The organism is Brevundimonas aurifodinae (assembly GCF_040195595.1).
GTDB classification, from domain to species: domain Bacteria; phylum Pseudomonadota; class Alphaproteobacteria; order Caulobacterales; family Caulobacteraceae; genus Brevundimonas; species Brevundimonas aurifodinae.
Genome location: NZ_JBEGDD010000010.1, coordinates 80,656 through 102,913 on the forward strand (window position 1 = coordinate 80,656; position 22,258 = coordinate 102,913).

Sequence of the window (22,258 nt, forward strand, 5' to 3'; positions counted from 1 at the left end):
CCGCCTTCTAGCCGAGCGCGGCGGCCCATGCGAGAGCCCCGGCGTCGCGCCCCATTACTGCTCCGCTTACGGACATATCGCGATGAAATCGCTGCAAAAGTTTCAAGAACGGCAAAGCCCGCATTAAGGCACCGGGCCTATGTCTGTCGACCGACAGGAGGCCCGATGGCTCGGATCGGCGATTTCATTGACGCGGTGGAACCGGTGTCGCCCGACACCCTGGGGGCGGTCGTGTTCGACCGCTTCCAGGCCGAGCCCAACACCCTGGCCATCGCCGTGATCGACGCCGACCGGCGTCCCCTCGGCCTGATCGAACGCAACGCCTTCATCCTGAAGATGGCCGCCGAGTTCGGCCGGGCGCTGTACGCCCGCAGGCCCGCGTCGGTGCTGATGGACGCCCACCCCCCGACGGCCGAGGCGTCCGCCTCGGCCGAGACCTTCTTCGCCAATGTCGACGCCGCCGAGCTGAACATGCTGCTGCGGGGCTTCATCGTCGTCGAGAACGGCCGCTACCTCGGCGTCGGGGCGGGCGTTCAGATCCTCCAGGCCGGCTCGGCCCTCTACCGCGCCCGCGCCGAGGAGATGACCGCCCTGGCCCGAAACCTGGCCGAGGCCGAGGCCGAGGCCCGTGCCTCCAGCCGCGCCAAGTCCGAGTTCCTCGCGGTCATGAGCCATGAGATCCGCACGCCGCTGAACGGCGTGCTGGGGGTCGCCGGCCTGCTCGACAGAAAGCTTCAGCAGCAGGAACTGCGCCCCTACGTCCAGACCATCCTCGATTCGGGTCAGAGCCTGCTGCGGCTGCTGACCGACGCCCTCGACATGTCGCGCGCCTCGGCCGGCATTCTGACGCTGGAACCGGCGCCGCTGCACGTCGACGCCCTGGCCGCCGACCTCGACGCCCTGTGGCGCCCACGCGCCGAGGAGAAGGGGCTGGCGCTGACCGTCGTCTGCGACACGACCGGGCACGACTGGGTCATGGGCGACGCCATGCGGGTCAAGCAACTGCTCAATAATCTGATCGGCAACGCGCTGAAGTTCACCGTCGCCGGCTCGGTGGCCGTCGCCCTGTCCACGCGATGGGAGGACGGCGCGGTGCGGCTGGACGCTGTCGTCGACGACAGCGGCCCCGGCATTCCGGACACGGCCGCCGCGACCATCTTCGAGCCGTTCAACACGGGCGAGGCAGGACGAGAGGGCGCCGGCGCGGGTCTGGGCCTGGCCATCTGCCGTCAGATCATCGAACGGATGGGCGGAACCATCGGCCTGTCCCGGTCGCCCCAGGGCGGAGCGCGGTTCCAGTTCACCCTGCACCTGCCCTGCTGCGGACCCGAGATGCGGACCGGGCGCGACGCCATGGCCAAGCCGACGCCGCACGAGACGCTGCATGTGCTGGTCGCCGACGACAATCCGACCAACCGCTTCGTCGCCACGCGCCTGCTGGAGATGTTCGGTTGCACCCACGAGACCGTCGCCGACGGGGCCCAGGCGGTCGACGCCGCACGGTCGCGCCCGTTCGACCTGATCCTGATGGACATCAAGATGCCGGTGATGGACGGGGTCGCCGCGACGCGCGCCATCCGCGCCCTGCCGGGTCCCGCCGGTCGGGTGCCGATCCTCGCCCTGACCGCCAACGCCGACCCGCGCGACGAGGCGGACTACGTCGCCGCCGGCATGAACGGCGTGGCCTCCAAGCCGATCCAGCCGGACGCGCTTCTGAACGCGATCCGGCGGGCGCTGGGCTCGGGGGTCATGGAAGAAGCAGCGTAGCAACCAGCGTCAAATGCAACGGTTAAAGCGCGGGCTGTGATGCGGTCCAACCGCAATCACCCTACTGCCTGCTGCCTACTGCCTAAGCCCTACTTCGGCGCCAGGATCATGATCATCTGGCGGCCCTCCATGCGGGGGGAGTATTCCACCTTGGCGATCTCGTCGAAATCGGCCTGGACCTTGTTCAACAGCTTCATGCCCAGTTCCGGGTGGGCCATCTCGCGGCCGCGGAAGCGCAGCGTCACCTTGACCTTGTCGCCCTCGTCAAAGAAGCGGTGCATGGCCTTGGCCTTCACCTCATAGTCGTGGACGTCGATGTTGGGGCGCAGCTTGATTTCCTTGAGCTCGACGACCTTCTGGCGCTTGCGCGCCTCGGCCTTCTTCTTCTGCTCCTGGAAGCGGAACTTGCCGTAGTCGAGGATCTTGGCCACCGGCGGCTCGGACGTCGACACGATCTGAACCAGGTCCAGCCCCGCCTCCTCGGCGGCCTCCAGCGCGGCGGAGGTCGGCATCACACCCTGCTTTTCCCCGTGCTGGTCGATCAGCAGGACGCGGGGGGCGCGGATGTCTTGGTTCATGGGCGGCCCGTCTTTGGTGGGCGGCTGGTTCATCGGACGGCGAATGGGCGTCGGTTCCTTATGGTTTCACGGTTTCCAACGAGAAGCGCGCGGCAAGCGGCCGCGTTCCCCGTGGGTTCCCCTATATGACCGCGAAACGCCCGCGCTTCAAGGCAAAGCGGGCGCCGCCCGCGCGAAGACCGTCTGGATCACGCGGGCGTAGGCCCCGGTCAGGGCCTCGATCTCCGCGACCGGCACCCGCTCGTCGATCTGATGCATGGTCTGACCGACCAGACCCAGTTCCAGAACCGGACACAGGGCGCGGATGAAGCGGGCGTCCGACGTCCCGCCGGTCGTGGAGGCCTCCGGCCGAATGCCCAGCTCGGCCTCGACCGCGTCCTGCACGGCCCCGGTGAACCAGCCCTCGGGCGTCAGGAAGGCCTCGCCCGAGCACATGTGCTCCAGCGTGATCTGCAACCCCGTCTCGGCCTGGACCAGCCCTGCCTCGCGGTTCAGCCAGTCGATCAGGCCATCGCCGGTCTGGGCCGGATTAAATCGGATGTTCAGCCGCGCCTTCGCCTCGGCCGGAATGACGTTCGTCGCCGGATTGCCGACATCGACCGTGGTCAGCTCCAGGTTCGACGGCTGGAACGCCTCATAGCCCTGATCGAGCACATGGGCGTCCAACCGGGCCAGCAGCCGCACCAGCACCGGTACGGGGTTCGCCGCCCGGTCCGGATAGGCGACGTGCCCCTGCTTGCCGTGGACGGTGATCCAGCTGTTCAGCGACCCGCGACGCCCGATCTTGATGGTGTCGCCCAGCCTCTGCAGCGACGACGGCTCCCCCACCACGCAGGCGTCGATCACCTCGCCTTCGGCGGCCAGGGCCTCGACCACCCGCTTGGTCCCGTGAAGCGCCGGGCCTTCCTCGTCGCCGGTGATCAGGAAGGACAGGGAGCCCTTCGGCGTCCCTTCGGCCAGCACCCGTGACACCGCAGCCACCCAGGCCGCGATCCCGCCCTTCATGTCGACCGCGCCCCGGCCGAACAGCAGGCCGTCCCTGACCTGCGCCTCGAACGGCCCCGACGACCAGGCGGCGCCATCCCCGGTCGGCACCACGTCGGTGTGCCCGGCGAAACAGAGATTGGGCGAGGACGTGCCCAGCCGCGCATAGAGGTTCTCGATCCGCGCATGGACGCCTTCGCCGCCCGGCCCCTCGAAGGCCATCCGCCGACAGGTGAAGCCGAGGCCCGTCAGCACCCGCTCCAGCATGTCCATCGCCCCCTCGTCGGCGGGGGTCACGGACGGTCGCCGGATGAGGTCCTGGGTCAGCCCGACAGGATCGATCACAGGAGTTGATGCGCCGCTCATGCGGTCATGCTTTAGGGGGTCCAGCCGAACGCTGGAAGGGGAGCCGCCCGGACCGCGACAACGACGAACCCGGAACGCCTGCCCCAAGCATGACCGACGCACCCGAGGCCCCTCCGCCGATCACGCCCGCGGACGTAGAAGCCGCCAAAACGGCCACCAACCCCTGGGTCTTCCGCGACTTCCGCCTGATCTGGCTGGGGCGGCTGTCGGCGGTACTGGCGATCCAGATCCAGTCCTCGGCGCTGCTTTGGCAGGTCTATGAGATCGCGCGCCGCGACCATCCGATCGAACAGGCCAGCCTCTATCTCGGCCTCGTCGGCCTGGCCCAGTTCATCCCGCTCCTGGCCCTGACGCTCCCGGCCGGAGAGATGGCGGATCGCCGCAACCGCCGCACCACCGTCATGCTGGCCATCGTCGCCGAGGCCAGCTGCGCCCTCGCCTATCTGGCCATGGCGATCCACGGCAATCCGCCGCTGTGGGGCCTGCTCAGCGTCGCCGTCGCCTTCGGGGCCTCGCGGGCGTTCCTCGCTCCGGCCAGCCAGGCCTTCCTGCCCATGGTGGTCGGTCGCGCCGCCCTGCCCCGCGCCATCGCCGCCCAGTCCATCGCCTTCCAGACCGGGGCCATCGCCGGCCCGGCGCTGGGCGGCGTCATCGTCGGGATCGCGACGCCCCTGGCCTATGGCGTGTCGCTGGTCCTGTTCGCGGTGGGCTTCCTGTCATTTTTGCTGATGCGCACCAGCGGCCAGCCGCAGCGCGTCGAAGGCGGCCCCGGCCGCTGGCAGTCGGTCAAGGAAGGCCTCGCCTATGTCTGGAACACCAAGATCGTGCTGGGCGCGATCTCCCTGGATCTGATCGTGGTCCTGTTCGCCGGGGTCGCCCTGCTGACTCCCATCTTCGCCCGCGACATCCTCCAGGTCGGACCCGAGGGCTTCGGCCTGCTCCGCGCCGCCTTCGGCCTCGGGGCCTTCTCCACCGCCCTGTGGCTGGCCCGCTATCCGATCCCGGGCAAGGGGGGCGTCTGGATGTTCGCCTCCGTCGCGGTGTTCGGCCTGGCCACCCTGACGTTCGGCCTAAGCAAGGTCGTCTGGCTGTCGGCGGCGGCCCTGTTCATCGGCGGGGCGGCCGACATGATCAGCGTCAACATCCGCCAGACCCTGATCCAGCTCTCGACTCCCGACCACATGCGCGGCCGGGTGTCGTCGGTGTCGATGCTGTTTATCGGCGCCTCCAACGAACTCGGCGAGGCCTACTCCGGCGTCATGGTCCGCTTCCTCGGCCCCATCGGCGCGGCTGTGTTCGGCGGCATCGGGGCGCTCGGGGCGACGGGGGTTTGGGCCAAGCTGTTCCCGGATCTCAGAAAGGCGGATCGGCTGGTTTAGCATTGGCCTTCTCCCTCCCCCTCGGGGGAGGGTGGTCGAAGCGCAGCGAAGACCGGGTGGGGGCGGCCAGGTGGGGCAGACTCAGATCGCCTTCGCATGGCCTTGCAGCCCCCACCCCGGCGCTGCGCGCCTGCCCTCCCCCGAGGGGGAGGGAGAGAACCGGGGCCTACCCCCACGCCCGGAAATGCTTCGACAGCTTCAGCCCCTGCCGCTGGTAGTGGCTGCCGCCCTCGCCATACAGCCGCGTCGGCCGCTCCGTCAGCGGCTCATAGACCAGCCGCGCGACGATCTGGCCGTGTTCCAGCAGGAACGGCGTGTCGTGGGTCCGCACCTCCAGCACCCCCTTGGATCCCGCCCCGTGCGCCTCGTCGGTGCCGAAGCCGGGGTCGAAGAAGCCGGCGTAATGCACCCGGAACTCGCCCACGCTGGGGTCGATCGGCGTCATCTCGGCGGCCTGCATGACCGGGATCTCGACCGCCTCGTTGGACGCCAGGATGTAGAACTCGCCCGGGTCCAGCAGCAGCTCGCCCCGCCTCAGCGTCAGCGGCTCCCAGAAGTCCTTGGGGTCATGCCCGTCGATCCGGTCCAGATCGACCACGCCCGCGTGCCGGCGCCCCCGGAAGCCGACGATGTCGCCGCCCTGCAGATCGACGCCGACCGACCTCGTCTCCAGCTTGGGCGGCTCACCGGCCTTGAGCCGCAGCTGGTTCAGCCGCGTGCCCGGCCGCACCAGGATGGAAAACGTCTGGGGCGCGATCTCCAGATACAGCGGCCCCTCGTATCCCGCCTCCACGTCGTCGAACGACCCACCCCGGTCGGTCAGCAGGCGCACGAAGACATCGACCCGCCCGGTCGAGCTCTTGGGGTTCGCCCGCGCGATCAGGCCAGGCGGCAGGCTCAGCCGCTCCTGCAGCTCGGCGATGTAGACGCAGCCCTTCTCCAGCACGACGCCCTTGGACAGGTCGATCGGATGCATCTCCACGTCGGCGATCCGCTCCGACACCAGCCGACGCCCTGGCAAGAAGGACGCCCGCACCCGCCAGGCGCGGTCGGACAGACGCAGGTCCAGCGACGCCGGCTGCACCTGATCGGTGTCGAACGGCGTGGCGGACGTGATCGCGCCTGTGGCGATCAGGGCCTCGATGGACTGACAGGGCAGGATGCCGGGCACGGAAGATTCGAAGGTCATGCCAAACGCCATACACGGCGTTCCCGGCACGCGCGACCACGCTTGAAACGGTCACACGGGCGCGCGACGATGGCCCATGCACGACAGCCACCCTTACGAAGCCGAGACCGAGGGCGTGGTCGTCCGCGTCCGCCCCGCCTATCTGGCCGGCCAGTCCGATCCGGACGAGGGCCGCTGGGTCTGGGCCTATCAGGTCGAGATCGAGAACCGGGGCGACACCGCCGTCCAGCTGATGGCGCGCCGCTGGATCATCACCGACGCCACCGGCCATGTGGAGACGGTGCGCGGCCCGGGCGTCGTCGGCGAACAGCCCCTGATCGCCCCGGGCGACAGCTATTCCTACGCCTCGGGCTGCCCCCTGCCGACGCCGTCCGGCACCATGGAGGGGGCCTATACGATGACCGACGCCACAGGCCGCGCGTTCGAGGCGGCCATCCCCGCCTTCAGCCTGGACGTCCCGGGTGGGCGGGTTCTGAACTGACGCGGAGGGCGGGGAACCGCGCTCAAGCAGCGAGCGACCGCGTCGCGAGCGATAGCGCACCAGGGATGCCGGGTCGGGGGCTGCGTCAACCCGGATAACCGCAGCCCCGCCCCCGGTGTCTCATCCGGCGGACCGGACGAGGCGGATGCGGCCCTCTAGGGGGCGTTCGTGACCAACGCGCGACACGTCGGCGAAGGTTGCTCGTCGCTCCCATCCCCTCCGCTCATCCCCGCGAAAGCGGGGACCCAGTGCTTTGGGCGACGATTGGCGAAGATCGGATCTGGTTGTGGTCCCTGAAACTCAGCCTCGCTCAAGGACTGGGTCCCCGCTTTCGCGGGGATGAGCGGAAAGGTAAGGGCGTCAGATATACCGACGCAGCGACCGCGCCAGCTCGTCCTTGCCGTTCCGCTTCAGGGCGGGCTGGAAGGCGACGCGAGCGTGCTCGACGCAATAGACGCCTTCCGAGGCGCGGCGGCCGCAGAAGCTGAACTCCGGCGACGACGGATCGCCGATCGGCCATTTGCACATATGCGCGCCGAGCGTCATCACCGTGGCCGTGCCGGGCAGTTCCTGCACGCTGGGCAGGGACGGCGTCGGGGCGACCGGACGCGGCTGCGCGGCCTCGATCCGGCGCGGCGCCGACGGCTGCACCGGCGGGGTGGTGCGGACCCGCGCGGGGCGGAAGGTCGTGGCGGCCCGCGCCGGCTGCGACGGCGTGGCCCGGCCCGACAGGCCCAGGCGGTGAACCTTGCCGATCACGGCGTTCCTGGTGACGCCACCGCCCAGCTGCTTGGCGATCTGCGAGGCCGACTGGCCTTCCAGCCACAGCTTCTTCAGCGCGCCGACGCGGTCTTCGGTCCAGCCTGCGGTCATGTCGCCCTCCGGGTACATTTGATTCAAGATGTGGCACCCGGAGCCTCCTCCCGGCCCCCTGACCCACAACTAATCGTAAACGACCCGTTAATGGACGCAAGATGTGCGAATCACTCCGTCCACAGGAACCACATCTTGAATCGATGTTCTTTGACGTCTCCTCCCCGTTCGCCGCTTGGCGGATGGGGAGGGGGACCGCCCGCCGCTTGGCGGGTGGTGGAAGGGGCAAGGCGCTGGAACAGATGACGGCTGCCAGCCCGCACGCCGGCGGCCGGTGTGGCCCCCTCCGTCAGCTCGCGAAGGGCTCGCTGCCACCTCCCCATCGCCCAAGCGGGCGACAGGGAGGAGACGCGGACTTGCGCCACACACTGATCCGCCGCACATCCCGCCCATGACCGACCTCGCTTCCACCCGCCCGTCCGGCCTGCCCACCCCGCGCCACTACGCCGGGATCAACTGGATCGGGGTTCAGACGCTGTACCTGCGCGAGGTCCGCCGCTTCTGGAAGGTCGGGGCCCAGACGGTCGCCGCGCCGGTCGTGACGACCCTGCTCTACATGCTGGTCTTCGTCGTCGCCCTTCAGGGGGCCCGCCCGCCGCTGCACGGCACGCCCTTCGCCGAGTTCGTGGCACCGGGCCTGATCATGATGGCCATGCTGAACAACGCCTTCGCCAACGCCTCGTCCAGCCTGATCCAGGCCAAGATCATGGGCACCTCGACCGACTTCCTGACCCCGCCGCTCAGCCCCCTCGAGCTGACCATCGGCTTTTCGCTGGGCGCCGCCACGCGCGGCCTGGCGGTCGGGCTGGTCACGGCGGTCTGCGTCCTGCCCTTCGCCAAGCTGGGGATCGCCAACCTCTTCGCCATCATCGGCTTCGGCGCGGCCGCCTGCCTGTTCATGGGCATGACCGGCGTGCTGGCGGGCCTGTGGTCGGAGAAGTTCGATCACCTCTCGGCGGTCCAGAACTTCGTGGTCATGCCCATGACCTTCCTGTCGGGCACCTTCTATCTGGTCGAGAACCTGCCCGAACCCTTCGCCACCATCAGCCACTGGAACCCGTTCTTCTATCTGATCGACGGCTTCCGCTACGGCTTCATCGGCCAGGCCGAAGGCAGTCTGATGATCGGCGTCGTCATGAGCCTGACCCTCACGCTCGTGATGGCCGTGGCCTGCTGGCTGGTGTTCAAGTCGGGCTGGCGGCTAAAAAGTTGACCCCCTCCCAGCGGGAGAGGGCTTGAGGCTCCCAGAGCGGAGCGATGGGACAAGCCGAAAGGGTGAGGGGTTTTCCTCTCACCGGCTCGCACCGTAACCCCTCACCCTTTCGCGCGAAGACCAATCGCCTGATGGCTCTCGGGCGCTCAAGCCCTCTCCCGCTGGGAGAGGGGAGACAGTGAGTTGACTCCCCCCCCCCCTCATCCGACAACGGTCGCGTCTGAATAAGTCCCGTCGCGCCCGCGCCGGGGCTTCGTTTCTTTTGGAGGTATGTCCGTGTCCGGTCACTTGATGGGTGTCTACAATCGCGCTCCCCTGGAAGTGGATCGCGGGCGAGGCGCTCGCCTTTGGGCCAGGGACGGGACCGAGTATCTGGACTGCGTCCAGGGCATCTCGACCAACGGCCTGGGCCACGCCCACCCCGTGCTGGTCGAGGCGGTCAAGGCCCAGGCCGAGCAGCTGTGGCATGTCTCGAACATCTTCAAGATCCCCGGCCAGGAAGAGCTGGCCGACCGCCTGACCGAGACCAGCTTCGCCGACGTCGTCTTCTTCACCAACTCGGGCACCGAGGCCGTCGAGTGCGCGCTGAAGACCGCGCGCAAATATCACGCCGCCAACGGCCAGCCGGACCGCATCGACATCTACGGCTTCGACGGGGCCTTCCACGGCCGGACCTATGGCGCGATCAACGCGGCAGCCAACCCCAACTACACCGAGGGCTTCGGGCCCAGGATGCAGGGCTTTCACCAGCTGAAGTGGGGCGACCACGAGGCGCTGAAAGAGGCGATCGCCCAGCCGAACACCGCCGCCATCATCGTCGAGCCGGTCCAGGGCGAGGGCGGCTGCCGGGCCATGCCCGACGTCTGCCTGCGGGGCCTGCGCGAGCTGTGCGATGAACACGGCGTCCTGATCATCTTCGATGAGGTGCAGTGCGGCATGGGCCGCTCGGGCAAGCTGTGGGCCCATGAGTGGGCCGGCATCGCGCCCGACATCATGGCGATCGCCAAGGCTCTGGGCGGCGGCTTTCCCATCGGGGCGTGCCTGGCCACCACCGAGGCGGCCAAGGGCATGACGGTCGGTGCCCACGGCTCGACCTTCGGCGGCAACCCGCTGGCCATGGCGGTCGGCCTCGCGGCCTTCGACACCATCAACACGCCTGAGATCCTCGGCAATGTCGCCGAGATCTCCGGCTATCTGAAGCAACAATTGCACGGTCTGAAGGAACGCTTCCCCGACGTGATCGAGGACGTGCGCGGCAAGGGCCTGCTGATCGGGCTGAAGCTGATCCCGAACAATCGCGAGTTCATGGGCATGGCCCGTGAGGGGCAGCACCTTCTGATCGCCGGCGGCGGCGACAACTGCGTGCGCCTGCTCCCGCCGCTGAACCTGACGATCGACGAAGCCCGCGAGGCCGTCGAAAAGCTGGAACGCACCTGCGAGGCGGCCCGGGGCAAGATGGCGGCGTAGGCGGGGAAGGGGTTCATCACGGCGGACACGGCGAATGCACGGCGATCACGGCGAGACGGAGCGCGTTCCAACGGCGGTGAACGACGTCGGCACCGCCGTCATGGATGCCGCTTTCGCGGTTCATCGTGAACTCGGTCCTGGTTTACTGGAGTCGGTCTACGAGCACTGCTTAGCCCAGGACCTGATCCGCTCCGGACTTTCCGTGGAACGCCAGATCGGCGTGCCTGTGAGCTATCAAGGCGAGCGCCTTGATGTCGGCTTCCGGCTCGATCTTCTGGTAGACCGGAAAGTGGTGGTCGAGATTAAGGCGATCGACGCCCTGGCGTCGATCCATACGGCCCAAGTGCTGACATATCTTCGCTTTTCACAAGTGCGGCTAGGTTTCCTGATCAACTTCAATACGCTCAGACTGCAGGACGGCTTTCGCCGTCTTGTCCTTTGACCATGTTCGCATCTCTTCGTTCGCGCTCGGTCCCGTCGTGTTCGTTGTGGCCTTCGTTGTGATCGTTGTGATGAACCCCTGTTCGGCCCCACACCAAGATTGTCAGCCATGACCCGCCATTTCCTCGATATCCACCGGCTGGAGGCCGCCGACCTCCGCGCCATCCTGGACGATGCGCACGCCCGGAAGGCCGCCCGCAAGGGCTGGCCCCAGGGCCGCCCCGACGCCGACGCCCCGGCGACAGATCGCGTGCTCGCCATGATCTTCGAGAAGAACTCGACCCGCACCCGCTTCAGCTTCGACGCCGCGATCCGCCAGCTGGGCGGGGCCGCCATCATCGCCAACGCCGGCGACATGCAACTGGGTCGCGGCGAGCCGGTGGAAGACACCGCGCGGGTCCTGTCGCGCATGGTCGATGCGGTGATGATCCGGGCCAACAATCACGAGGACGTCGAACGCTTCGCCCGGGTCGCGACCGTGCCCGTGATCAACGGCCTGACCGACCGCTCGCACCCGTGCCAGATCCTGGCCGACCTCCAGACCATCGAGGAGCACAGGGGCCCGATCGCCGGCAAGACGATCGCCTGGGTCGGCGACGGCAACAACGTCTGCCACAGCTTCATGCACGCGGCACCCAAGTTCGACTTCCACCTGACCGTCGCCTGCCCAGCGGAGTATCATCCCAACCTGCACGACCTGGCCAAGGGCGGCGTCCACGTCACCCTGACCAGCGATCCCCGGGACGCCGTGCGCGGGGCCGACGTGGTCGTCACCGACACCTGGGTCTCGATGGGCGACGGCGACTACGAGGCGCGGCTGGAGGCGTTCGATGGCTACACCGTCGACGACGCCCTGATGGACCTCGCCCATCCCGAGGCGGTCTTCCTGCACTGCCTGCCCGCCCACAGGGGCGAGGAGGTGACGGACGCGGTCATCGACGGCCCCCGCTCCCTCGTCTGGGACGAGGCCGAGAACCGCATCCACGCGCAGAAGGCGGTACTGGCCTGGTGCCTCGCGGACTGATATCTATTATCGCCTGGCCGGATGATGTCGGAGGGACAGGTGGCGAGCAGCGTTGATCTTGGCACCAAGCTCGAAAGCGTCGTCAGCCGGCTCGTGGCGAACGGGCGTTATAATTCGCGCAGCGAAGTCATGCGCGAAGGGGTCCGTTTGATTCACGAACGGGAGACTCGGTTGGCGGCGCTGGACGCTTCGATCCATCGCGGGCTCGCGGACGCGGCGGCTGGGCGCATCGTCGATCTCGACGAGGCCGCGCGAACGCTCGATGACCGCTACTCTGGACGGTCAGACAGCGACGACGCGGTTTGAAGGTCGTTCTGACGGAAGCCGCGCTCGCCGATCTCAGGGCCATCGGCGACGACATTGCCACTGACCGCCCGGGACGCGCGCGGACCTTCGTCAGGGAGCTGCTCGGCAAGGCCCGCGATATCGGCAAAGGCCCCTCGCGTTTTCCTCTGATCGTCCGCTACGAGAGGCTGGGCATTCGCCGACGGGTTCACGGCTCTTATCTCATCTTTTTTCGCGTCGATCCGGACGCTGTCGTGATCCTGCACATCCTGCACGGAGCCTACGACTACGAAACCCTCCTCTTCCCGGAGGGCTAGCTGGCCGCAGGGCGAGGCTCGATGACGCCCCGCGGCCAGGCGAGACTTACCGGAGATTGACGTCCGCCACCCCGCCCGCGTCCGGCACGGTCTTGGTGATGTTGGCCTTGACGATCTCGAAGGCGAACTTGACCAGACCGCCGCTGACCCAGACCCGGCCGTCATCGGCGTCGAACCGCAGGATCGTCAGGTGGCGGTCTTCCTTGCCGTCCGGGTACCAGGCGGCCAGCACCGGGTTCCAGTAGCGGTCGACCAGCGCCCGGTCGTGTCCGTGGACCGACAGCTCGCCGTGGATGCAGGCCCAGACCTTCTGGTCCTTGGAGCCATAGTGGAACATGGCGCTCTGGCCGCCCCCGATCGCGGCGTCCCTGGCCAGGTCGGTGTCGTCGCGGGTGAAGAACCAGATCGTGCCGGTCTCTTCCTCGCGGAAGGCGGTCATCGGCTGGGCGTGATAGCCCGGCTGATCCAACCCCAGCATCCCGGTGTTGGAGTCCTTCAGATGCTTCCAGAACTCTTTTTCGGCGTCGGCGGCGGTCAGGGCGTGATCGGCCATGGGGAGGCTCCTGTCATGGGGTTCGGCCGAGATAACCGCCCAGCCGCGACCCCGTTCCGTCCTTGCGACCTTGCGTCAGGTCCGGGGCGCGAAGCCCAGCAGCGCGCCCAGATGGATCAACAGAAGAAAGACCAGCGCCCCCGCCAGCAGCATGATGAACCGCCAGGGCACCATCCGCGGCTTGAAGAAGTCGCTGGGCTGGGCCCCGCGCCAGCCGGCGAACCCCCCGACGACGAGGCTGGCGGCCAGCAGCGAAAGCGTCAGGGTCATCGACATCGTCGCGATGTGGCGGCGGCCCCCCGAGCGCGCAACCCCGACCCTTTCCGACAGGTTAATCTTCACCCCTCGTTAACCACGAACCGGCCATGCAGGGCGGGCGGAATGCGCTGTCCACAGGAAGTTGGGCCGCCGTCTAGATGTTGGGGTTAACGCGTCGTTTACACCCCGGATATGGGCGACTAGCGTTCACCGCATGGGTCGGGAGCCGAATCAGTGAGCGCAGCCGCCGCAGCGCCGTGGAGCGTGAAGGGCATCGACCCGAAGGCGCGCGAAGTCGCCAAGGATCTGGCGCGCCGGTCGGGCATGACGCTGGGCGAATGGCTCAACACCATGATCATGGAAGACGGGGACGAGGACGATGGCGTCCAGCCCCTGCCCCGCCGCCCCCACGCCTCCGAAGCCTTCGAACGGCGCGGCCGCTCGCGCCGGCTCGACGACGCCTATGCGATGGAGGAGCGCGCCTACCGACCCGCCTCCTCGTCCGACGACACCCTGCACCGCGTCGCGGCATCGGTGGACGCCATCGCCGCCCGGCTGGAGGCCGCCGAGCGCCGCTCGACCATCGCCATCCAGGGCGTCGATCAGGCCGTCTCCGGTCTCGTCCGTCGGCTGGAGGCCCAGGACCAGCAGGCCGGCGTCCACGCCCGCCGCATCGACGACATCTCCGACGAACTGAAGGAGGGCCACCGCCGTCTGCGCGCCTTCGAGCGCGAGGTCGGACCGAAATCCGCCGAGACTTTGTCCAAGGTCGAGCAGGCGCTCGGCACCCTGGCGGGTCGCCTCTACGATATGGAGGAGCGGCAACGCTCGGGCTTCAACGAGACGCGCCAGCGCCTGGATGCGACCGAGAAGACCGACACCGCCGTCGCCGCCCTGACCAGCCGCCTCTACGACATCGAGGAACGCCAGCGCGCCGGGGCCCAGACCCTGATGTCGCGCATCGAGGCGGTGGAGAAGGCCGCCGGCTCGGGCGTCGGCACCGACCTCCTGGCCCAGGTCGGCCAGCGGCTGGATGCCGCCCAGGGCCAGACGACCCAGGCGCTCAAGAGCCTGGAACGCGCCTTCGCCGAACTGGACCAACGCCTGCGCGCCGCCGAAAGCCGGGTCGAGCCCGAAGGCGTGCGCGAGGCCGCCCGCTTCGAGAAGCTGGCCGAGACCCTGTCGCGCCAGGTCGAGACCAATCGCGTCGAGATGATGCGCCGGCTCGAGACCGCCGAGAGCGAAGGCCGGATGACCCGCATCGAGGCGGCGGTCCAGTCGCTGGGCGAACAGGCCCGCGCCTCCGAGCAGCGCTCGGCCCAGGGCATCGAGGCCATGGGCCGTGAGGTCCTGCGCATCGCCCAGAACCTGGACGGCCGCGTCGACCGGATCGAGACGGCCGGCGACGCCCGGCTGGAGAAGTTCGAGGCGGCCCTGACCAAGTCGGTGTCCGAAAAGATCGAACACGACATGGGCCGCTACGGCCAGGCGATCGAGCACCGCCTGACCCGCGCCGAAGACCAGAACGCCATCGCCCTGGAGAAGCTGGGCACCGAGATCACCCGCATCTCGGACCGCCTGGCCGACCGCATCGCCCAGTCGGAACGCAAGTCCGCCCAGGCCCTGGAAGACATCGGCCGTCGCCTGGGCGAAAGTTCGGAGCGGATCGAGCAACGCTACGACCGGGCCTCGGGCGAACTGGCCGAGCGCATGCGCCTGTCGGAAGAACGCACCGCCGCCCTGCTGGCCGAGGCGCGCGAGACCCTGGACCAGCGCCAGTCCCAGCCGGTCGTCCCGACGCCCGAGCCCGTTCCGGCACCCCGCCCGGCCGACTTCGCCCAGCCGGACTGGCGCGCCGCCGCCTTCCCCGGCGAGGCCGACTTCGCGGCGGAAGACGCTCCGATGGACGGTTGGTCGATCGACCCCCTCTCGGCGGAGCTTGAACCCTTCCCGGCCGCGCCGTCCCGGAGCGACGAGACCTCGCCGCCCTCCGACAGCTTCGACGCCCTGCCGCGTCGGATCGAGCCGGCCGCCGAGCCGACGCCCTTCGGCGGCGCGGCCGCGGCCTTCGGCAGCTTCGGCGGGGCCGATGTCTCCGACGCCCTGGATGCGATCGCCGAGATCGAACCGGCCCCGGAGCCCCAGGCCGCTCCGACCTATGCCACCATGGCCGCGGCGCCCGATCGTCTGGTCGACGAGGCCGACGACTATGCCGCCGAAACCGAGTTCGTGGATCCGCGCCGTCTGCGTGCGTCCATGAGCGCCGGCGCCGCCGCCGGTCGCGCGGCCTCGACCCGCGACACCATCCAGGCGGCCCGCGCCGCCATGAACACGCCCGAGGCCGCCGCTCCGGCCGCTCCTCGCGTCTCCTTCGGCCTCGGCCTCAAGAAAGGCGGCAAGTCCCGTCTGCAGGAGCGTCTGGACAAACAGGCCCAGCGCGACAGCACGGTCAAGAAGGCCTTCGTTGCCTCCATCACCGGCATGGCCGTCGTCGGCGGCCTCTACGCCACAGGCCGCCTGACCGGCTACGACATCGCCGACGTCGGCCAGGCCCTCGGCGGCGCCGCGACCAATGCGGCCGAGGCCACGCCCCTGGCAGCCCTGGTGCTGAGCCCGTCGGTCGATGCGCCGATCGATGCCGCCCCCGCCGACCTGACCGAGGCCCAGACCCTCTATGCCCAGGCCATAGAACAGCTGGACCGCGACGATCCCGCCGGGGTCGAGACCCTGACCCGCGCCGCCAACCTGGGCGAACCGGGCGCGCAGCTGAAGCTGGCGGCCCTCTATCAGACCGGCGAGGCGGGGCTGGAGGTCGACGAGGCCGAGAGCCGGCTGTGGGCCCGTCGCGCCGCCGAGACCGGCGATGCGCGCGGCCAGCACGCCTACGGCATGTATCTGTTCGACGGCGTCGGCGGAGCCCGCGACCGCGCCGAGGCGCTGGACTGGCTCAAGCAGGCGGCCGACCAGGGTCTGGTCGACAGCCAGTACAATGTGGCCCGCATCTACGAGAACGGCGACGAGGGCATCGCCCCCGACCCGACCCAGGCCTATCGCTGGTACCTGATCGCGGCCCGCGCCGGCGACCCCCAGGCCCAGGCCGCCGTCGATCGGCTCAGCCCCACCATCCCCGCGGCGGCCCGTCAGACCGCCCGCGCCCAGGCGGAGGCCTTCGCCCTGGAACCGCTCGCCTAGAACTTGATCGGGGTGGCCGCGCGGCCCCACGCTCGTTAAGACACCCGCGCTCGCCTCCCGGCGTCTAGCGTACTCGTTCCAGCCGAAGGCCCGCCCCTTTGGAGATCTATCTGCCGATCGCCGAGATTTCGGTGAACTGGCCGCTCCTGATCCTGTTGGGGGCGGTGGTCGGCTTCGTCTCGGGCCTGTTCGGTATCGGCGGCGGCTTCCTGATGGCACCCGTGCTGGTCTTCATGGGCATCCCGCCGACCGTGGCCGTGGCCAGCCAGGCCAGCCACGTCGTCGCCTCCTCGACCTCCGGCGTCATCCGCTACTCGGGCCAGGGCGGCGTCGACTTCCGCATGGGCGGCGTCATGGCTCTGGGCGGGGCTCTCGGCGCCATCGGCGGGGTGGAGCTGTTCCGCTACCTGCGGCTGCTGGGCCAGGCGGACCTGGTGGTCTCGGTCTCCTACCTCGTCTTCCTCGGGGCCATCGGCCTGTTGATGCTCTACGAGAGCCTGACCACCATCCTGCGTCGAGTCCGGGGCGAGATCGCGCCGCGCACCGAGCGCCGTCGCCCGCTGTGGCTGTACGGCCTGCCGTGGAAGATGCGCTTCCCGAAGTCCGGCCTCTACATCTCCGCAATCCCGCCGCTGGGTCTGGGGGTCTTCGCCGGCATTCTGTCGGCCATCATGGGGGTGGGCGGCGGCTTCATCCTGGTTCCCGCCATGCTCTACGCCCTGCGCATGAAGGCCAGCGTGGTGGTGGGGACCAGCCTGTTCCAGATCATCATCACCACCGCCATCACCACCGTGCTCCAGGCGGGTCGCAACCAGACCGTCGACGTCGTGCTGTCGACCCTGCTGCTGCTGGGCGGGGTCGTGGGGGCCCAGCTCGGGGTCCGCTACGCCGGCCGGTTCAAGGCCGATGTCCTGCGCGCCGCGCTCGGCCTGATCGTTCTGCTGGTTGGCATCCAGATGGGGCTTGAGCTGTTCGTCCGACCGTCCGACATCTTCCTGATCGCCCCCGGGGTGGCCGACGGATGATCCAGGCCCCGCCCCCTCCCCCACCCGCCTTCGAGGCCCCCGCCCCCGAGCGGTCGGTCGACACGGTCCAGGACCTGCGCGTCGCCGCCGCCCTGACCAATGCCCAGGTCCAGGTCGACTCCCGCTTCCGGGGCGCCTCGATCGTCCTGTACGGCGCGGTGTTCAACCCGACCGACGATCCGACCGACGTCGTCGTGGTCGTGCGAGGTCCGGACGAGCCGGTCCGCCTGGTCAAGAAGACCCGCAACCTCGGCGTCTGGCTGAACAGCCGCCCGGTCCTGTTCGAGGGGGCGCCCGGTTTCTACATGACCGCCTCGACCCGGCCCCTGTCGGACATCGCCGGCTTCGGCCAGCTGCGCCGGCTGGGCGTCGGCGTCGATCACCTGCGCATCGACGCGCCCGAGGAAAGCCGCACCGTCACCCGCTACGGCGTGCGCGATGTGGTCATCAGTCGGCTGGGCGAGGACTATCTGGACTGGCGGCGCGCCGTGATCCGGCTGCGCGAGGCCGCGGCCCTCTACAACACCGATCCCGACGGCGTGACCTTCGTCGACCGGGGCCTGTTCCGCGCCGAGGTCGAACTGCCCGCCATCGCCCCGACGGGCGAATACCACGCCGAGGTCTGGCTGTTCCGCGACGGCGAACCGGCGGGCGTGTCGAACCTGACCCTCACCGTCGCCAAGGTCGGCTTCGAGCGCGACGTCTATGAGTTCGCCCACCGCCGCCCCTGGACCTATGGCGTCCTGTGCGTGTTGCTGGCGGCGGGCATCGGCTATGCGGCCAGCCGCGTCCTGGGGAGACGATGATGGATCGCGGCAAGACCACCGCCTGGGGCCTGGCGCTGGCCGGACTGATCCCGTTCGGGGGCTGCGCGGCCGTGGTCGCGGCGGGCGGCCCGAATGCGGACGCCTGGCTGAGCGCCCTGATCGCCTACGGCGCGGTGATCCTGTCCTTTCTCGGTGGCACGCGCTGGGGGGCCGCGCTGTCGTCCGGTGCTCCTGATCCGACGACGCTGATCCTCAGCAATCTGCCCGCCCTTGCCGCCTGGGCGGCGCTGTTGCCGGTCGATCTGCCCCATCCCGTCCGATTGACGCTTCTGGCGATCGGACTGAGCCTCATGTGGCTGTGGGATCGCCGCCGCCCGCCCGCCTGGTATCCCGCCCTGCGCACCACCGCCACGGTCGGTGCCGTTCTCTCACTGATCCTCGCGGTCGTCATGCAGGGCTAAGGCGTCGGTCCGCTCCGCCGGTATCCGGTCCAGGAAGGGTTAAACACACCGATCACAACGAAGGCACAAAGGACACGACGAGACCGAGCGCGCGGAACGGTCAACGATCGGTCCTTTTGGGACCAGTGGGTCTTGGCAAGGATAATCGGCGGCGAAGCCGCCCTTCCCCTGACATCCGCTCCACCAGCTGAGTGATTGGCGACCGAAGCGACCCCTCGGTCTCGTCGTGTCCTTTGTGCCTTCGTTGTGATCGGTGTGATGAACCTCCTATCAAGAGCTCCCGCACCTTAGACTTTAGACCAGGCTGCCCCACGCAAGGGCATGGACCCGGTCCCGTCCCAGCGCCCCCACCATCGGCGGCGTTTCGAACAGCTCGGCGACCTCCGGATCCAGCACGGTCAGCCCCCCGGTGAAGGCCCCGAAGGCGGGCAGGATCAGCCGACGCCCATCGGTCACAAAACAGGCCCGCCGCACCATCCGGGCATGGGCCATCACCCGCGCGCAGGGATGCAGATGCCCCGCAACCTCGCCCGGCCTCGGCTTGGCTTCCGGCTCGTGGGTCAGGAACAGCGCGCCCAGCGTCACCTCCCCCACCACTCGGCCGGGCAGCCGCGACACGGCGTCCGCATCGGCCTGCTTCAGGGCCTCGCGGTCGTGGTTGCCCTCCAGCCAGACCCAGTCGCGCCCCTGCGCCAGCCGGTCCAGCCGCGCCCGATCCTCCGCCGCCATCCGCCCGATCGCGCGGCTGTCGTGAAAGCTGTCGCCCAGCAGCACGACCCGCGCCGGAGCCAGCTCGGCAATCTCCGCCTCCAGCCGGTCCAGCGTCGCCCGGCTGTCGTAGGGCGGCAACATCTGGCCCCGCGCCGCGAAGGCGGAGCCCTTCTCCAGGTGCAGGTCGCCCGCCACCAGCGTCCCATGCGCCGGCAGCCACAGCGCCCCCGAACACCGCAGCACGCACAGCTCGCCCATCACCCGCACCGACAGCGATCCGCAGGGCCGCCGCGCCGGCGTCAAGGTCTCACGCAGGGCCGCGTTCATACGGCCCCCATCAGTTCGGCCCCGTCTTGCCTAGGATGGGCGTCTTCCATCACTTCGTCGATCAGCTCCTGGGCCGAGGCCTCCAGAATCATGTCGGCCGCGTCCCCGCCGACCCGCTCGCGCCCGATCATCACCAGCACCGGGACGCTGAACGGCGAGGCCCGCTCCAGCGGCGCATGGCGGATATGTCCCGCGATCCGCGCCAGCAGCTGGCCCAGTCGCGCAACGTCCAGCAGGCCCGAGGCGGCGTCGGCGCGGGCGGTTCGCAGCAGCAGGTGATCGGGCTGGTGGCGGCGAAGCACGTCGTAGATCAGGTCGGTGGAAAAGGTTACCTGGCGGCCCGTCTTTTCGGCCCCCGGCTGGCGTCGCTCGATCAAGCCGGAAACGAGGGCGCAATTGCGGAAGGTGCGCTTCATCATGAAGCTCTCCTCCAGCCAGGCCTCCAGATCGTCGCCCAGCATGTCGGGCTGGAACAGGGCGTCCCAGTCCAGATGATCCATCGGCCGGATCGACCAGATGGCCAGCGAATAGTCCGTCACCACGAACCCCAGCGGCCCGACACCCAGCCTGTCCAGCCGGCGCGTCAGCAGCATGCACAGGGTCGAATGCGCGATCCGGCCTTCGAACGGATAGGCGATCAGGAAGTGGCGGCTGCCTCTGGGAAAGGTCTCGACCAGCAGGCTGTCGGCGTCGGGGATCAGGCTGCGTTTGTCCTGCAGCTCCAGCCATTCCTGCACGTCAGGCGGCAGGACGCGCCAGTGATCGCGGTCCTGAACCATGGCCCGCACCCGCACCGCCAGCGACGTCCCGAGCGGAAACTGCGCCCCGCCCCAGGACGGGATCTTCGGGTCCTGGCCCGTCGCGTGGGTCACCAGGGCGTCCATCCCGACGATGCCCTGAAACGCCCAGACCTGTCCCGCGAAGATGAAGGTGTCGCCCGGGCTCAGCTGCTCGAAATACCACTCCTCGGCCTCGCCGACCTTGCGACCCCCGATGAGCTGTTTCGACGCCCCGCCCCGCCGCGAGGCCACCTTCACGTTCAGCGTCCCGGCGGCGACGATGGCCCCGACGTTCATCCGGTGCCGCTGGGCGATCTGCTGGTTCCGCACCGTCCACCGGCCGTCGGCGTTCCGCACGATCCGCGCGAAACGGTCGTAGGTCCGCAGAGCGTATCCCCCGGTCGCGACGAAATCGACCACCTCCTCGAACGCCTCGTACGTCAGGGCGCGATAGGGGGCGCAGCCGGTGACCTCCGCATACAGATCGTCCATGTCGAACGGCTCGGAACAGGCCACCCCCATGACGTGCTGGGCCAGAGTGTCCAGCGTGCCGATGTGATGCGGCTCCCAGTCGAAGGCATTGTCGGCCACGGCCTCCTTGGCCGCCTGGCATTCCAGCAGTTCGAACCGGCTGGCCGGCACCATCAGCGCGCGGCTGGGTTCATCCAGCCGGTGATTGGCCCGACCGATCCGCTGCACCAGCCGGCTCGATCCCTTCGGCGCCGCCATCTGGATCACCAGGTCGACGTCCCCCCAGTCGATGCCCAGGTCCAGCGTGGAGGTGCAGACCACGGCCCTGAGGTCGCCCCGCGCCATCGCCGCCTCGACCTTGCGCCGCTGCTCGGTGGCGAGGGAGCCGTGGTGCAGGCCGATCGGCAGGTTGTCGTCGTTGATCGCCCACAGCTGCTGGAACACGAACTCCGACTGCCAGCGCGTGTTGACGAAGATCAGCGCCAGGTTCGCCCGCTGGATCGCCGCATAGACCTCCGGGATCGCATGCTGCCCCGTATGCCCCGCCCACGGCACGCGGCCTTCGGAGACCAGCACGTCGATCACCGGAGGGGCACCCGGGTCGCCCCTGACGATGACCACCCCTTCTCCCCTTGCGGGAGAAGGCGGCTCGCGAAGCGAGACGGATGAGGGGTCAGACTCTGCTTCGGGAGCGGGGGCTGGCGGACGCGGGGGATGCGTATCCTCGTACCCCTCATCCGGCCCTGACGGGCCACCTTCTCCCGCAAGGGGAGAAGGGAAACGAGGCGCCAACCACTCCGCGATCAGCTTCGGGTCATCGATCGTCGCCGACAGGGCCACCCGCCTCAGCCCCGGCGAAAAGCTCTGCAGCCGCCCCAGCGCCAGGTTCAGCAGGTCTCCCCGCTTGCCCGACCAGATCGCGTGGACCTCGTCCAGCACGATGCATTTCAGATCGGCGAACCAGGCCCGCGCCCCGCCCCAGGCGCAGAACAGCGCCAGCTGCTCCGGCGTGGTCAGCAGGATGTCCGGCGGATTGTCCCTCTGCCGCTGCTTCTTGGACTGCTTCGTATCGCCGGTGCGGCTCTCGACGTGGATGTTCAGCCCGATCTCGCGGATCGGCGTCATCAGGTTGCGCTCGACATCCGTCGTCAGCGCCTTCAGCGGTGAAACGTACAGCGTATGGATGCCCGACCCCGGCCCGAACGCCGGCCGGGGCCCCCTCTCGGCCAGATCGATCAAGGACGGCAGAAACCCCGCCAGCGTCTTGCCACCCCCCGTCGGCGCGACCAGCAGGGCGTGCGATCCGGCATCCGCCGCCGCGATCATGTCCAGCTGATGCCGACGCGGTGC

The 22,258-nt window shown here is 69.0% G+C and carries 21 protein-coding genes; 13 read left to right on the top strand and 8 right to left on the bottom strand.

Going from position 1 to position 22,258, the window contains the following annotated elements; translation table 11 throughout:
* Positions 1-165 precede the first annotated feature (165 nt).
* A complete protein-coding gene (locus ABN401_RS12340; RefSeq protein WP_349685155.1) occupies positions 166-1,767 on the top strand; it encodes an ATP-binding protein in 1,602 nt (533 codons plus the stop codon).
* Positions 1,768-1,856: 89 nt separating this feature from the next.
* Here the strand turns inward: ABN401_RS12340 and infC are convergent, their stop codons facing one another.
* Both infC and dapE read right to left on the bottom strand, forming a co-directional pair.
* Entirely contained in the window at positions 1,857-2,378 is a 522-nt protein-coding gene (gene infC, locus ABN401_RS12345; RefSeq protein WP_349685156.1) for a translation initiation factor IF-3, read from the bottom strand.
* 114 nt (positions 2,379-2,492) lie between these two features.
* On the bottom strand, positions 2,493-3,695 hold the full coding sequence (dapE, locus tag ABN401_RS12350; RefSeq protein ID WP_349685157.1) for a succinyl-diaminopimelate desuccinylase: 1,203 nt from the start codon (positions 3,693-3,695) through the stop codon (positions 2,493-2,495).
* An 89-nt stretch (positions 3,696-3,784) separates the two neighbouring features.
* On the opposite strand from dapE, the gene ABN401_RS12355 reads away from it, so the two are divergent.
* Positions 3,785-5,074, top strand: a complete 1,290-nt coding sequence (locus ABN401_RS12355) for an MFS transporter (protein ID WP_349685158.1) — start codon at positions 3,785-3,787, stop codon at positions 5,072-5,074.
* 166 nt (positions 5,075-5,240) lie between these two features.
* Here ABN401_RS12355 and ABN401_RS12360 read toward each other — a convergent pair whose 3' ends face one another.
* The gene (locus ABN401_RS12360) at positions 5,241-6,263 is read right to left on the bottom strand and encodes a 2'-deoxycytidine 5'-triphosphate deaminase (protein WP_349685159.1); all 1,023 of its coding nucleotides are present in this window, start codon (positions 6,261-6,263) and stop codon (positions 5,241-5,243) included.
* 76 nt (positions 6,264-6,339) lie between these two features.
* Here ABN401_RS12360 and apaG point away from each other — a divergent pair, with 76 nt between their 5' ends.
* Positions 6,340-6,744, top strand: coding sequence for a Co2+/Mg2+ efflux protein ApaG (apaG, locus tag ABN401_RS12365; RefSeq protein WP_349685160.1), 405 nt, complete (start codon positions 6,340-6,342; stop codon positions 6,742-6,744).
* Between the two features lie 360 nt (positions 6,745-7,104).
* Here the strand turns inward: apaG and gcrA are convergent, their stop codons facing one another.
* Entirely contained in the window at positions 7,105-7,617 is a 513-nt protein-coding gene (gene gcrA / locus ABN401_RS12370) for a cell cycle sigma 70 cofactor GcrA (RefSeq protein ID WP_349685161.1), read from the bottom strand.
* Between the two features lie 391 nt (positions 7,618-8,008).
* Here gcrA and ABN401_RS12375 point away from each other — a divergent pair, with 391 nt between their 5' ends.
* The 6 genes from ABN401_RS12375 (at position 8,009) to ABN401_RS12400 (ending at position 12,364) form a co-directional block, all read left to right on the top strand.
* Entirely contained in the window at positions 8,009-8,830 is an 822-nt protein-coding gene (locus ABN401_RS12375) for an ABC transporter permease (protein WP_349685162.1), read from the top strand.
* 291 nt (positions 8,831-9,121) lie between these two features.
* On the top strand, positions 9,122-10,297 hold the full coding sequence (locus ABN401_RS12380; protein WP_432763559.1) for an aspartate aminotransferase family protein: 1,176 nt from the start codon (positions 9,122-9,124) through the stop codon (positions 10,295-10,297).
* Positions 10,298-10,331: 34 nt separating this feature from the next.
* Entirely contained in the window at positions 10,332-10,739 is a 408-nt protein-coding gene (locus ABN401_RS12385; RefSeq protein WP_349685164.1) for a GxxExxY protein, read from the top strand.
* A 108-nt stretch (positions 10,740-10,847) separates the two neighbouring features.
* A complete protein-coding gene (argF, locus tag ABN401_RS12390; protein ID WP_349685165.1) occupies positions 10,848-11,762 on the top strand; it encodes an ornithine carbamoyltransferase in 915 nt (304 codons plus the stop codon).
* 39 nt (positions 11,763-11,801) lie between these two features.
* The gene (locus tag ABN401_RS12395; RefSeq protein ID WP_349685166.1) at positions 11,802-12,068 is read left to right on the top strand and encodes a type II toxin-antitoxin system ParD family antitoxin; all 267 of its coding nucleotides are present in this window, start codon (positions 11,802-11,804) and stop codon (positions 12,066-12,068) included.
* Complete coding sequence (locus ABN401_RS12400; RefSeq protein WP_349685167.1) at positions 12,065-12,364, top strand: type II toxin-antitoxin system RelE/ParE family toxin; 300 nt, start codon at positions 12,065-12,067, stop codon at positions 12,362-12,364. The genes ABN401_RS12395 and ABN401_RS12400 overlap by 4 nt, the downstream gene beginning before the upstream one ends.
* Before the next feature lie 46 nt (positions 12,365-12,410).
* Here the strand turns inward: ABN401_RS12400 and ABN401_RS12405 are convergent, their stop codons facing one another.
* Together ABN401_RS12405 and ABN401_RS12410 are read right to left on the bottom strand one after the other, a co-directional pair.
* On the bottom strand, positions 12,411-12,917 hold the full coding sequence (locus ABN401_RS12405) for a pyridoxamine 5'-phosphate oxidase family protein (RefSeq protein WP_349685168.1): 507 nt from the start codon (positions 12,915-12,917) through the stop codon (positions 12,411-12,413).
* Between the two features lie 75 nt (positions 12,918-12,992).
* Positions 12,993-13,187, bottom strand: a complete 195-nt coding sequence (locus ABN401_RS12410) for a hypothetical protein (RefSeq protein ID WP_349685169.1) — start codon at positions 13,185-13,187, stop codon at positions 12,993-12,995.
* Between the two features lie 222 nt (positions 13,188-13,409).
* Here ABN401_RS12410 and ABN401_RS12415 point away from each other — a divergent pair, with 222 nt between their 5' ends.
* From ABN401_RS12415 to ABN401_RS12430, 4 genes are all read left to right on the top strand, one after another.
* Positions 13,410-16,367 (top strand): hypothetical protein, encoded by a 2,958-nt coding sequence (locus ABN401_RS12415; protein WP_349685170.1) that lies wholly within the window; start codon positions 13,410-13,412, stop codon positions 16,365-16,367.
* A 98-nt stretch (positions 16,368-16,465) separates the two neighbouring features.
* A complete protein-coding gene (locus ABN401_RS12420; protein ID WP_349685171.1) occupies positions 16,466-17,392 on the top strand; it encodes a sulfite exporter TauE/SafE family protein in 927 nt (308 codons plus the stop codon).
* On the top strand, positions 17,389-18,198 hold the full coding sequence (locus tag ABN401_RS12425) for a TIGR02186 family protein (RefSeq protein ID WP_349685172.1): 810 nt from the start codon (positions 17,389-17,391) through the stop codon (positions 18,196-18,198). The genes ABN401_RS12420 and ABN401_RS12425 overlap by 4 nt, the downstream gene beginning before the upstream one ends.
* Complete coding sequence (locus tag ABN401_RS12430) at positions 18,198-18,620, top strand: DUF3429 domain-containing protein (RefSeq protein ID WP_349685173.1); 423 nt, start codon at positions 18,198-18,200, stop codon at positions 18,618-18,620. Before ABN401_RS12425 ends, ABN401_RS12430 begins: the two co-directional genes overlap by 1 nt.
* A 294-nt stretch (positions 18,621-18,914) precedes the next feature.
* Here ABN401_RS12430 and pdeM read toward each other — a convergent pair whose 3' ends face one another.
* Both pdeM and ABN401_RS12440 read right to left on the bottom strand, forming a co-directional pair.
* Positions 18,915-19,658 (bottom strand): ligase-associated DNA damage response endonuclease PdeM, encoded by a 744-nt coding sequence (gene pdeM / locus ABN401_RS12435; RefSeq protein ID WP_349685174.1) that lies wholly within the window; start codon positions 19,656-19,658, stop codon positions 18,915-18,917.
* Positions 19,655-22,234: a ligase-associated DNA damage response DEXH box helicase gene (locus ABN401_RS12440; RefSeq protein ID WP_432763560.1), complete on the bottom strand. Its 2,580-nt coding sequence runs from the start codon at positions 22,232-22,234 to the stop codon at positions 19,655-19,657. The genes pdeM and ABN401_RS12440 overlap by 4 nt, the downstream gene beginning before the upstream one ends.
* Positions 22,235-22,258: the final 24 nt, after the last annotated feature.